This window comes from Niabella drilacis (assembly GCF_900101395.1).
Lineage (GTDB): Bacteria > Bacteroidota > Bacteroidia > Chitinophagales > Chitinophagaceae > Niabella > Niabella drilacis.
The window spans coordinates 144826-157769 of the sequence record NZ_FMZO01000010.1 but is presented as its reverse complement, the minus strand read 5'-3'; the positions used below and the strand labels follow the sequence as shown (position 1 = coordinate 157769).

The window sequence follows — 12944 nt, the reverse complement described above, 5'->3', positions numbered from 1 at the left end:
CTTTTGCTGTAGTATTCTAGTTTCGTGGTATTAAAATTTATCGATTATGGATCACAAAGCAAAAGCGCTGGTATTACGGTTTATTGATCAGCTTAATAACGAACATTTTTCGGGTGCACAGGATTGCCTGCACGATGGATTTGTATTTGAGGGTGTACTCGGAAGAAGAGAAGGGGCTGCGGTTTATATAAGGGAAATGGAACAAATGAAGTTGAAATACCAGGTTCTGCAATCTTTTGAAGCCGGTACGGATATAAGTCTCTGGTATATGATCAATATGGGTGGCAAAAGGATACCGGCATCCGGCTGGTATCATACCGATGCCGGAAAGATCCGTTCACTGAAAGTTGTATTTGATCCGCGGCCGCTACTGGATTCCGGTAAAGAATAAGTCCGCCACATGATTGCCGGGTTTATTGAAACGATGGTCATTGATGTGGACCAGACGTTCCATCCCGTTTTTGTTCTTTCGATAATATATTCAAGGCTGCTTGTCAGGTAGCTGATACATAACAGGAATCTGTTTTCATGATCGTCACAGGGGAACAGTGGTGAAAGTTCGTATCTGATAAAGTGAGCCGGGAACCTTGTTTTATAGGCTTCGTACTCTTTTGTTGACATAATGATGACTGTTCTGTTTTGGAGATTGATATGTTGCAACTCCTGATCGTCAGAAACGATCAACAGAAATTCCTTCCCCTTATACATAGCATCAATTGAATCTGTGAAGGGCTCCGGCGGAAATGCAAGAGGCTTTGACAAGTCGATGCTCATAAAATGCCCAGTGATAAATTCCGGTTTCTCGATCAACGACTGATATAGGATCGCTTTTGCTGAGGCAGTGCTTTTATATCTCGGGTTGGTATCTATCTTGTCATTGATGCCGTCGCCATCCGTATCTGGATTTAACGGGTTCAGGAGCATTTTGGATTCTTCAATATCGGTGAGCCCGTCGTTATCAGAGTCTTTGGTCAATCCTTTAATATCCATCTGTACAATAACTGCAGTATCCAGTTCCTCAAATACAGGTGGCATGGGAAGAATAAGCCGGGATGATTGGCGCACAAGGCGGGCTTCTATCTGCAGGGTGTCTTTATTTTTCAAAATGGGAACAGAAGAGCGCTCTTTGAATGCATAAAAGAAGCCGCTGGTTAAGCCCGTGTAATAATAATTCCAATGGTTGCCATTATCATTTGAAAGTGCGATCCAGTATCCGGTTCCTCCATGTACAAAATCGTCGTACAGGTCTGAACAATAAATGGCTGCTATCTGTGTTCCGGATCTTTCTGTTCTGATAATGGCGGAAGGCTCAACCGGGGGCAGGGGTGCTGTTGTTTGATAAGAATTTCTTGCAGTATCGGGTTGATCCGGTATGGAAGGATTCAGTATGCTGATGTACTCAAATGGGATGTTTTTAACAACACCGATCGTAGCCGGTGTGAATTTTACTGGGTTTATCTTAAACAGGCTGTCGTTATGTTTTTTCTGCCAACTACTTTCGCAATCCATTTCAAAGGGCGAAAAGACGAATGTAGGGTTCGGCGACAGGTCGGCGGGAGGTACATCCCGTTCTGTAAGGCTTTTACAGGAGGTAATAAAAACAGCCAGGATCCAGCAACGGTATATTATGGAATGGATGAATAACCTGTACATCATTGAACGTTATCATTGGTCCATTTATAGGATGCGTGTTTTTACCTGATTCCATAAATAACCAGGAAAATGCCCGGTGTTACCTGCTAATTGTATCCGTAAAGCTGTTTCAGATCCTTGCCCGGTTCTTCAGTTCCAGGTACTTGTTGATGGTATTAACAGTCAATTGCTGGGGCGTACTGAGAATGCCCAGGATCCCGTTCTGCTGTAGTTCCCTGATCATCTGTCTTTTTTCAAAGGCAAATTTTTCAGCAATGGTCTTGACATATACTTCTTCGAGATTTGTAGCGGAGGACCCGGTCAGTTCTGTGATCGCTGTATTTTCAAACAGTACTACCAGCAGCAAGTGATAGTGCGCCATTTTTTTTAATGCGGGCAATTCCCGCTGCAGGCTTTCCATCGATTCAAAATTGGTAAAGAGCACCAGCAGGCTGCGGCTGTTGATCTTGTTCCGGACCATGGTATACAGCTTTTCGTAATCGGCTTCCAAAAAGCGGGTTTCCTGTTTATAAAGTGTCTCCAGGATGCGGCTCATCTGGCCCGGGCGTTTATCTGCGGTAATAAAGCTGTCCTGGTTCTCCGCAAAGGTGATCAGGCCGGCTTTATCCTGTTTTACGAGGGAGATGTTTGACAACACCAGGGATGCGTTGATGGCGTAGTCCAGCAGGGTCATCCCCTCAAAGGGCATTTTCATTACACGTCCTTTGTTGATGATGCAATATACCTGCTGGCTTCTTTCGTCGGTGTAGTTATTGACCATAAGGCCACCCTTGCGCCCGGTAGCTTTCCAGTTGATGGTACGATAGTCATCGCCTCTTACATATTCTTTGATGTGCTCAAATTCCATGCTATGGCCCAGCCTTGGCGAGCGTTTCACACCTGCATCCTGCAGCCGGTTGCTGATGGCCAGCAACTGAAAGCGACGCATTTGTATATAGGAAGGATATACCCGGGTGGTTTTTTGTGCAGTAATGGTGAATTTTCTTGTTACCAGTCTTAGCGGAGCTGTAACAAATATATGAATATCATAAAAAATGTATTCGCCCCGGGTAAGGGGTTTTACTGTATAATGGATATCCGTTCCCTGGTTGCCTGCCAGTGAAGCCTTCCGGATCCAGTTCCGTTCCTGGAATTGTGCCGGCAGCTCATCAATCACGGAAAAATTTACCGGGTAGGCGTAGTTGTTAAACAGGTGCAGTGAGATCCTGTTGTCATCGCCGATGCTCAGGCGGTCGGGCAGTGTTCGTGTGGCAATGATCCCTGTTTTTTTCAGGAAAACCAGCAGGGTGTCGGCAAGTATCGTTATTGATAAAAGCGCAAGGAACAAAGCTGCCATCATATAAAGCGCCGGATAGAAGTAGCTGCTAATAAACAACAGGGCAATTGCGCCGCCGATATAATAAACGATCTTATTTAAGTAGAAGGATTGCAAAGATCAGAGTTGAAATTTGAGACTTAAGGTTCGGGATTTTGAGCGTTACCTGGGTATTTCCAGCCCGTTGATGATCTGTTTGATCACTTCGTTTTCTGTAACACCTTCCATTTCTTTTTCGGGGGACAGGATGATCCGGTGCCTCAATACCGGCGCTGCTACCGCCAGCACATCATCCGGGGTTACAAAGTCTCTTCCCGATATTGCGGCCATGGCTTTTGCGGCATTCATGATGGAAAGGGAGGCCCGGGGAGATGCGCCCAGGTATATAGCTTTATTGTTCCGGGTCTGGTGAATGAGCTTTGCAATAAAGCCTAAAAGCTTTTCTTCGATGAGGATCTCTTTTACCTGCTTCCGGAGCTGGTTGATCTGTGCCGCCGTCAGTGCCTGCCGGATCTGATCGAGCACCGGCTGGTTCCCGAGTTGATGGAACCGGCTAAGGATCTGCAATTCTTCTTCTTCCGTTGGGTAGGGAACTTCGATTTTAAAAAGAAAGCGGTCCAGTTGGGCTTCCGGCAACCGGTAGGTTCCTTCCTGTTCAATAGGGTTCTGCGTGGCAATTACCATAAAAGGAGCCTCCAGCGAATAGGTTTTGCCGTCTACGGAAACCTGCCGTTCTTCCATTACCTCCAACAGTGCCGCCTGTGTCTTGGCCGGGGCACGGTTGATCTCATCCACCAGGATAAGATTGCCGAAGACCGGCCCCTTTTTAAACTCAAAGCGGGCATCGGCGGGATTGAATACCGGCGTACCGATCACATCGGAGGGCATGAGGTCGGGCGTGAACTGGATGCGTGAAAAAACTGCATTTACAGAGCGCGCTACCAGTTTTGCCGTAAGTGTTTTGGCTACGCCCGGTACGCCCTGTATGAGTACATGGCCATCTGCAAGCAGCGCCGTAATGATAAGGCGCACCATTTCCTCCTGGCCGATAATGATCTTTTTTATTTCGCCGGTGATCTTTATTACCGCTTCGTTCAGCTCGCCGAGGTTGACGCGGTTCTCAAAAATAGGTTCTTCCATATATCCTGTTTTTAGATGCTGTTATAAAATTTTTCAATATTTGTCTGCAGGTGGATAAGGTCCGTATCTGCAATGACGCCCTCGTTATAAACCTGTTTTATCTGGTAAACGATCGTGGATACGAGGGTCGCGTCTGCCCCGCTTTTATCACTGACCTCTTTGATAAAAGCAGCATCCAGTTCTTTTGAAAAGATATGATATTTACTTCGCAGATGTTCCAGAAAATAAGCACTCATTTTGTGCGCCAGGTTTGTATTGTCTTTCTTTTCATAGTAGAGGAGCCCCATTGTTTTTACAAAGTCAAGGGTGTCGTTTTTTGGGGGCTCTATATGGGGAATAAAACGCTGGCGCCGTCTCATTTCGAGAAGGGTAAAAATGAGCAATAGCAGCAGTGCCAGCAGGATGCCGCTGCGGAAGGCTTTTTGTTTCATAATAGCTCCGAACCAGCCTTTATTATCGTCATTGCCGGATCTTCTTTTGCGGTAGTATTCGTCCCAGATAACGGTACGGGTGCCGGCTGGTATTAGTGAGAATACCTGGTTGAAATACTCCATATTGTTCCCGTAAAGCAAAAAGTAATTACTGAAGCTTAATGGAGAAAGGTGGATCAACAGCGAGCCTTTCCCTTTCTTCAGCTGGATAAAGTTTGCCCGGCCCTCGTAACCCCGGCCCAGGATGCGGGTGGTGCTCCGGCCGGTTCTTACAAAATAGCCTTCGAGTGCCACACCTGGATAGCTGGCAGCATAGGCTTTGGGCAGGGGAATGGAATCCAGCTCCAGGTGCATCGTGTCTGGTCCGTAGTCTGCAAAGGGGTAAGACCGCAGGGAGCGCGTACTGGTCCGCGCGTCAATAAAGCGCTCAAACTCCTTGCCCAGCTGAAAACAACTGATGAAGACATTGTTACCCTTGTCGATGAACTCCATCAGCTCATCCAGTTCGTACTCGTAGAATGTTGATTGTGGCACAAAGCTGATAAAGAGCTGATTGCCGGCTTCCTGTGATAAGGTAGTATCGTCCGTTATGCCCCGGGTACCTGTCAGAAAGCGGGCATTGGGGAAAAACCGCTTTAGCCCGTTGTAAGCTACATAAGTGCCATAGGGATTCTTATCTTCTTTTCTCAGGGATACAAAAGTGCTTATCTCCTTTTTGCCGGCGGTTTCATTATTTTTCAGAACAATGAAAATAAGCAGGATGATCAGGAACAGCCCCAGGATATATGGAAGGTATTTTTTCAAAGCGACCGGTAATTGCTATAGTTTTTGTTTGAGTTGCTGGAAGGTACTGTTGATTTTCTGGTACATGTTTTCGGAAATCTCAAATAGCCCGTACCAGCTGTATTCATAATTTCGTGTTGCGGCAAAAAAATCGTCATAGTAACGGGTGGCACGCATCTGCAAAAGATATTCAATATTTGTTTTGTCCGGTACAAAATGGATCAGGTCTTTATCGGACAATATCTTTAGCAGCTCGAGGTATTGCAGGCGGATGGCCAGCCGGTAATTTTTTTGCTGCAAAGCCTGCCGGATGGATACGGTATAGTCTATAGAGAAAATGTCCTGGCGTTCTTCCAAAACAGTGGGCGCCGCTATTGACTTGCTTTTGGTTCTGAACAGGATAAAGTTGTTGGCTGCCAGGTACCATACCAGCAGCACAACGAATAGTCCAATGGCGATATAGGGAAGTACGGTCAGGAAGCCGGCCAATATGCGGAAGAACCCGCTTTTGCTGCCGGCAGATGTCGCCGCGGCTCCTGATGGCGGCCTGAGGCCGTTTTTTACATAGTCGAAATCGCCGTCTTTCCGGAGACCGTTGGTGAAACTATCCGGTAGCGCACGAACTGCGGTACGCTCCTGCTCAAAGCTCTCAACGGAGTTGAATGAATGAGCCCCTGCTTCCCGCGTTTCCACGACGCTGTCATAAACGATTGCTGTATCTGATACGGGTGCTGCAACTGAATCTTCAACCTGTGCAAAACCGGCAATGGCAATCAGCAGCAGGCAAATGCTGCAGTGCAGGCGTAGTATGGAACCTGAACGGCTATGCATGACCCTTTACGCCCTCCTTTATAATGAGACGGTCCTTCCGGGCCAGTTGAATGGGATAAATGATAAAGTACCAGATCACAAAGAGCACAGAGGCCGTGGTCAGGAACGTGGTAAACCAGGATACATTGTTGTACAGCCTCGTAAAAAGCCCTTCAAAAAAAGCAGCAATAATAAAGGCCGGTAAAATACCGATCATGATCTTTACACCATCCCGGGCTCCATCCCGGAATGCTTCCATCCGTTTCCTCGTGCCGGGGAACAGGAAACTTTTTCCTAAAATAAAACCGGCTGCTCCTGCCAGGATGATGGCGGTTATTTCGAGTGTGCCGTGTACAAAAACGACCATCCAGAACTGAAGACCAAAGCCTTTTGAAGCAAACAGCTGATCAAAAACACCTACCATGGCACCGGTTTCTGCCAGTTTATACATCGTAGGTATTCCGCAAAAGATGCCCGAAATAAAGAACAGGAAGGCCACTCTTATATTATTGATCATGATCCCCAGCCAGCTTAGCACCGGGTTGCCGGTTTCATAAATGCCAAAAGGATTTCCGTCTGCAATATTTTCCATCGTCTTCTGTACATAGTTGTCGCCAAAGAAACTATTGGCGATCTCATGATCCCGTGCTGCAATAAAAAAAGCGAGTAAAAAGAATGTGACAAATACGATAAGGGCAAACAGGATGGTTTTATGATGCTTCCTGATGACGAGCGGCAGTTCATATTTCCAGAAATAGCTGAGCCGGCCCGATTCTTCCTTCCGGTTCTGGTAAATACTAAGATACATGTCCGAAGCCTGCTTATTGAGGTAGCCGGTTGTTTTACTGGTAGGGTAAAAGGTTTTGGCATAAGCCAGGTCATCCACCAACTGTGTAAAGGAACGGGCCAGGTCATCCGGGGATCCCGGGGGCTCCTGTTGGTTTTTCAGCCAGCGGTCTTTGTTTTTCTTGATGAACAGTGCTTCTCTCAAGCAAATTGATTTTTTGCCAAAGTACAATTTTTATTTAAGAACGTCAATTCTGCCGGTTAAATAATTGCGATTTTAAACGTATTTTGCCCTGTAAAACACATGCCTGATGCCGGTAATCAGTATACCTACTTCTTTTAATATTGATGTGGCTTTTGAAGTGCCCAGCTTCGGAAGGCGCATGGCTTCGCTGCTGATCGATGTGGCAGTGGAGATCTGCTACCTGATCAGTGTCAGCTGGCTGGCCAGCCGGTTGTTTGGGGATGCGTTTACCTGGGATGAGGATGGGCGTCATAATTTGTGGGCGGTCCAGCTACTGATGATTGCTCCTGTTTTTCTGTACCATATCATTATGGAAGTTACTACCAACGGGCAGAGCGTTGGAAAAAAGATTATGAGCCTGCGGGTGGTGAATCGCAATGGAGGCAAGGCCAGCATCAGCCAGTTCCTGATCCGGTGGCTGCTGCGCGTTTCTGATCTCTGGATCGTGATCCTTCTGCTCCTGTTGCTGAGCATGGGTGGTGGTACGACTGCGCAAACCCTTTTTATGTTTATCCTGGGCTTTGGGTTCCTGGTTACTGATATTGTGCTGGTAGCGTCTTCCAAAAGGGGGCAGCGTATCGGTGATCTGCTGGCGCATACGATCCTGATCCGGACCAACCGGCATGAGGATCTGTCGGATACGATCTTCCGGGAAGTGAGGGAAGATTATATGCCGGTTTTTCCACAGGTGATGCAGATCTCCGACAGGGATCTGAACATTATTAAGAACCTGCTGGATAATGCGGGCAAAACCCACCGCTATGAAGGGTTAAGAACGGCCGCCGAGCGGGTAAAGACCTACCTGAAAATAGAAACCGATATGGAGCCGTACCAGTTCCTGGATAAACTTCTGGAAGATTATAACTATCTTTCTACCAGTCAGCATACACTGACCCATAAAACCTCAGAGGGAAGTTGAAATATTGAATGAGCAATAACAAATGTAAAAGCGGGGAGCCGCTTACAATTCCGCGATCTTCCTGCCGGTCGTCAACGATCCATATAGGAGGAAGCCGGATCTGACATTGAACTTTAAATGTGCAACACGCAGGCAGTTACCAGGGTGCTGCGGGGTTTTATGATCAGTGCAAACCTGTTGTTGTAAAAAGGTGCCCATCGCCAGGCGTTACAATAAAAACGGGCAGCATCAGGCCGCCCGTTTCTTCTGTCATCCGTTTATTTGCCGGCTTATTTCCAACCGCCTCCCAGTGCTTTATACAACTGGATAATGGCGCTGAGCTTGCCGTATTTGGCATCTACATAATTTAATTCCGCCTGCAATTTGTTGGTCATTGCTGTGATCACATCCAGGTAGTTGCCCATACCATTGTTCACCAGCTCCTGGGAGTATTGTGTAGCGGAATCATATTCCTGGAACTCCTGCTTTTTGAAGCTGATCAATTTTAGCTGGGCGTCATAGCTGAACAGCGCGTCGGAAACCTCTTTTGCGGCGTTTAAAATGGTTTTCTTATAGCTGTTGTAGGCGATCTGTTGGTTGGCCTGGGATACTTCATATTGCGTGCGGATCTGGCGTTTGTTCAACACCGGCTGCAGCAATGACCCTGTTGCAGTGGCAAAAAGAGAGCTGACACTGAACAACCGTTCAAAGTCCACGCTCTGTAATCCGCCGCTGGCACTAAGGGTCAGCGAAGGATAAAAGCCGGCCTTTGCTGCATTGGTAAGGTGAAAGGCGTTCATGTATCCGAACTCTGCTGCTTTTACATCGGGCCGGTTGGCCAGGAGCTGAACCGGAACTCCAACTGCAAGGGCGGTATTGATCTGCTGCTGATCCAGGGTATTGCGCTCTATAGGCTGTGGCGGAATGCTGAGCAGCATACAAAAATAATTTTCCATCAGTTTGATGCTGTTATCCAGGCTTACCAGGATGCTTCTTGAATTTAACAGCAGGGCCTCGCTTTGTTTTACCGCTACCTGTGTCAGCTTTCCGGAATTTTTAAGTGCCTTTGTCGTTTCCAGGTTCTGTTCGCGGTAAAGGATGGTTTCCCCGGTGATCTTCTTCTGCTCATCAAGCGACATCAGCTGATAGTAGGTGTCTGCAATGGCGGCGATGAGATCCGATTTTACCGCCTGGTGTGCGGCCTGCGATTTTAAAAAATTAGCAACGGCGGCTTCTTTATTACTCTTTATTTTTCCCCACACATCGGCTTCCCAGGACAGGTTGCCACTGATGCCATACTGAACAAGATGGAGACGGCTTCCGCCGGAAAGCTGTCCCAGTTGTGTGTTCAGTGAATTGGTCTGGTACATAACCGACGGACCCGCTGAAAGTGCCGGGAAAAAATTGGCCTTGCCCTGTTTCATATACGCTTCCGCAGCAGCAATTTGCTGGATGGCCGTTCGGATGTCGAGGTTTTGCTCCAGTGCTTTATTGATGTACCCGGTAAGCTTGTCGTCCGTGAACAGTTCTTTCCAGGAGACATCAGCCAGGGTAGTACTATCGGCCGGAAGCTGGTCCGTACGGTAGTAACGGTCATCCACCAGGTCTTTTGGCCGCTGATAGGGCTTTGCCACAAAGCATCCTGTCAGCAGGATCATTGCCAGCAGGGAACCGGGTAAGACGCTGTATATTGTTTTATTGATTGTTGATTTCATATCTGTTTTTAGACGGTTATTCTGATAGTTTTTCTGCCTTATTGATCTTTACCGGGCGTATTTTTTCCTGCAGCCACTGGAAGACCACGAACAATACAGGGATCACCAGCAATCCCAGGATGGTACCGATCAGCAGCCCCGACGCGGCGCCCGTGGCAATGGAGCGGTTCCCGATAGCCCCGATACCCGTTGCATACACCAGGGGCATCATGCCTGCTATAAAGGCAAAGGAGGTCATCAGGATCGGTCGCAAACGGGCTTTGGCAGCATTGATGGCGGCCATGGGTATGCTTTCGCCTTTATGGCGGCGTTGTACTGCAAATTCCACAATAAGGATCGCATTTTTGGCGAGGAGCCCTACCAGCATGATCAGCGCGATCTGGAAGTAAATATTGTTTTCCAGTCCAAACAGCCATTGCCCCAGGTAAGCGCCCATTACCCCCATGGGCAAGGAAATAACCACGGAAAGGGGAATGATATAACTTTCGTACTGTGCGCTAAGAATAAAGTAAACGAATATCAGGCTCAATGCAAAGATGACCAGCGTTTGCGAACCGGCATTGATCTCCTCCCTTGTTAAACCGGAGTAATCGATACCATAGCTGGTGGATAGTGTTGTTTGCGCTACTTCCTGTACTGCTTTAATGGCATCACCTGTACTGTAGCCTGGATTGGTGGCGCCGGTAAGATCGGCGGAGGAAAACAGGTTGAAACGGGTAACGGACTGGGGCCCATAAACCCGCTCCAGGGTCACAAACTGCGAAACAGGAGCCATCTGGCCGCTTCCGGTCTTTATAAAGAAAGCGTTCAGGCTGTTGGCATCTGTTCTTGCTTCGGGCAGGGCCTGTACCATTACACGGTATTGCTTGCCATACTTGGTAAAGTCGGCTGCATAGACACCGCCAATATATCCCTGCATAGTAGAAAGCAGACTGCTTACGGACACGCCGGCTTCGCTGGCCTTGGGCACATTGATTACCATTTCATACTGCGGGTATTTGGTGTTAAACGAAGTTTGCGCAAACTGGATCTCCGGCCGTTTCATCAGCTCCCCGATAAAACGCTGAGCGGTACCATCAAGTTCGGCGATGGACTGGCCGCCTTTATTGAGCAGCGAAAGCTGGAAGCCGGCGCTGTTACCAAAGCCCGGTACACTGGGCGGGCTAAAGAAGATCATCCTTGAGTCCGGTATGGTAGCGCCTACACCAAATAATTTTTTGGTGATGTCATCCACACTCTGTCCATTGGTGGAGTTCCGGTCTTTGAACGGCGCCAGTTTGATAAAAGCCAGGCCATAGTTGCTTCCCGATCCGGAGATCAGGCTGCGCCCGGTACTGAATGTAACGCCCATAATGCCGGGTATTTTGGAAGCTTTGGCCGTTAACTCTTTCATGGCCTGGTAGGTACGGTCCATAGTGGCGCTGGGTGGCAGCTCCACATTGGCAAATATGATACCCCGGTCTTCGGAAGGTACAAACCCGGTGGGCGTTTTTTTGCTGATGAAAAAAATCAGTCCCATGGATGCCACCAGGATAATGAGCGTAACCCATTTATGCCGGATCAGGAAGATAAATGCTTTGCCGTAACGGGTGGTCATGGCTGTAAAGGCGGCATTGAAGCCGGAAAAGAAGCGTTGAAGGAAATTTTGCTTCTTATGCTCATGGCCTTCCGGATGGGCGCGCAGGATGAGGGCGCAGAGCGCTGGGCTGAGCGAAAGCGCGTTTACTGCGGAGATGAGGATGGCTACGATCAGCGTAATACCAAACTGTTTGTAGAACACACCGGTGGGCCCACTGATAAAGGTAACCGGGATGAACACTGCCGCCATTACCAGCGTAATGGAAATGATGGCGCCAGTGATCTCATGCATCGCGTCGAGGGTGGCTTTTTTGGGATCCCGCTCCCCATGGTCCATTTTGGCGTGAACGGCTTCCACCACCACGATGGCATCATCCACCACGATCCCGATCGCCAGCACGAGGGCAAACAGGGTAAGGAGGTTTAAGGAAAAACCCATAAGGTTGAGGAAGAAAAAAGTACCCACAATCGATACCGGTACGGCAATGGCCGGAATAAGGGTAGAGCGGAAATCCTGGAGGAAGATATACACCACGATAAATACCAGGATAAAGGCTTCTACCAGGGTGTGGATCACCTTGTCGATGGACGCTTCCAGGAATTCGTTGGTGTCATAGTTGATCACATAGCTGATTCCCTGCGGCAATGTCTTTGCGGTTTCCGCCAGGTATTTTTTGATGTCGACAATGATCTGCTGGGCATTGGATCCGGGGGTCTGGAAGATCCCCATGCTGATACCCGGATTGCCGGAGCTTTCGCCCACACCGGCATAGGACAAGGCATCCAGTTTTACGGTTGCCACATCTTTCAGGCGTAAAAATGCACCTTGCCCCAGCGATTTGATAATGATGTCATCGTATTGTTCTTTTTCATTGAACTTCCCTTTGTATTTGATCACATACTCAAAAGCACTACCACTGTTCTGTCCAACAGATCCGGCGGCAGCCTCCAGGCTCTGGCTGTTGATGGCAGCGGTTACATCACTGGGTTGTACCCCATAGGCTGCCAGCTTTTGCGGATCCAGCCAGATGCGCATGGAATAGGACTTTCCACCAAATACGGTGGCATCACCCACCCCGTAGATCCGTTTGATGCCTGGGATCACATTAATATCGAGATAGTTCTGCAGGAATACGTCGTTGAGCTCCTTATTGGTTGTATAAAAAGTCAGGAACATCAGGGCGCTGGTCTGCTGCTTTTGTGTTACCACCCCGGCGCGGGTTACTTCGGACGGCAGCAACGGTGTAGCGCGGGCCACCCGGTTCTGCACGTTTACCGCCGCAATATCCGGATCAATACCCTGTTTAAAGAATACGTTAATAGTGGCACTTCCGTCATTGCCCGCGGTAGAAGTGATGTAATCCATCCCTTCCACACCATTTACCTGCTCTTCAATGGGGATGATCACACTTTTTTGTACGGTTTCCGCGTTGGCACCGGTATAGGTAGCCCTTACGTTCACCGTAGGTGGGGCAATATCTGGATACTGTGTTACGGGCAGGGAAATTACTCCCAGGATTCCGAGTAATACGAGTATTACGGAAATAACCGTGGACAGGATCGGTCGGTTGATAAATGTTTTAATCATGTG

Annotated in this window: 10 protein-coding genes; 2 read left to right on the top strand and 8 right to left on the bottom strand. The window is 48.2% G+C overall.

From position 1 onward, the window contains the following. Positions 1-46: 46 nt before the first annotated feature. Complete coding sequence (locus BLS44_RS17450; RefSeq protein WP_090391506.1) at positions 47-391, top strand: nuclear transport factor 2 family protein; 345 nt, start codon at positions 47-49, stop codon at positions 389-391. On the opposite strand, the gene BLS44_RS17445 is transcribed toward BLS44_RS17450, so the two are convergent. The 6 genes from BLS44_RS17445 to BLS44_RS17420 all read right to left on the bottom strand — a co-directional run bounded on the left by BLS44_RS17445 (position 313) and on the right by BLS44_RS17420 (position 7123). Continuing rightward, entirely contained in the window at positions 313-1656 is a 1344-nt protein-coding gene (locus BLS44_RS17445; RefSeq protein WP_143019823.1) for a hypothetical protein, read from the bottom strand. The genes BLS44_RS17450 and BLS44_RS17445 overlap by 79 nt on opposite strands. A gap of 106 nt (positions 1657-1762) precedes the next feature. Beyond that, entirely contained in the window at positions 1763-3085 is a 1323-nt protein-coding gene (locus BLS44_RS17440) for a DUF58 domain-containing protein (RefSeq protein ID WP_090391504.1), read from the bottom strand. 45 nt (positions 3086-3130) lie between these two features. Further along, complete coding sequence (locus BLS44_RS17435; protein ID WP_090391503.1) at positions 3131-4108, bottom strand: AAA family ATPase; 978 nt, start codon at positions 4106-4108, stop codon at positions 3131-3133. An 11-nt stretch (positions 4109-4119) separates the two neighbouring features. Then, on the bottom strand, positions 4120-5343 hold the full coding sequence (locus BLS44_RS17430) for a hypothetical protein (protein WP_090391502.1): 1224 nt from the start codon (positions 5341-5343) through the stop codon (positions 4120-4122). Positions 5344-5358: 15 nt separating this feature from the next. Beyond that, a complete protein-coding gene (locus tag BLS44_RS17425; protein WP_090391501.1) occupies positions 5359-6153 on the bottom strand; it encodes a hypothetical protein in 795 nt (264 codons plus the stop codon). After that, the gene (locus tag BLS44_RS17420; RefSeq protein WP_090391500.1) at positions 6146-7123 is read right to left on the bottom strand and encodes a stage II sporulation protein M; all 978 of its coding nucleotides are present in this window, start codon (positions 7121-7123) and stop codon (positions 6146-6148) included. The genes BLS44_RS17425 and BLS44_RS17420 overlap by 8 nt, the downstream gene beginning before the upstream one ends. A gap of 106 nt (positions 7124-7229) precedes the next feature. Between BLS44_RS17420 and BLS44_RS17415 the strand changes: the two genes are divergently transcribed. Then, positions 7230-8081 carry an RDD family protein gene (locus tag BLS44_RS17415; RefSeq protein WP_090391499.1) on the top strand — a complete coding sequence of 284 codons (852 nt, stop codon included), beginning with the start codon at positions 7230-7232 and terminating at the stop codon, positions 8079-8081. Between the two features lie 269 nt (positions 8082-8350). Here BLS44_RS17415 and BLS44_RS17410 read toward each other — a convergent pair whose 3' ends face one another. Continuing rightward, the gene (locus BLS44_RS17410) at positions 8351-9775 is read right to left on the bottom strand and encodes an efflux transporter outer membrane subunit (protein WP_090391498.1); all 1425 of its coding nucleotides are present in this window, start codon (positions 9773-9775) and stop codon (positions 8351-8353) included. Positions 9776-9791: 16 nt separating this feature from the next. After that, a complete protein-coding gene (locus BLS44_RS17405; RefSeq protein WP_090391497.1) occupies positions 9792-12941 on the bottom strand; it encodes an efflux RND transporter permease subunit in 3150 nt (1049 codons plus the stop codon). Between the last annotated feature and the right edge of the window lie 3 nt (positions 12942-12944).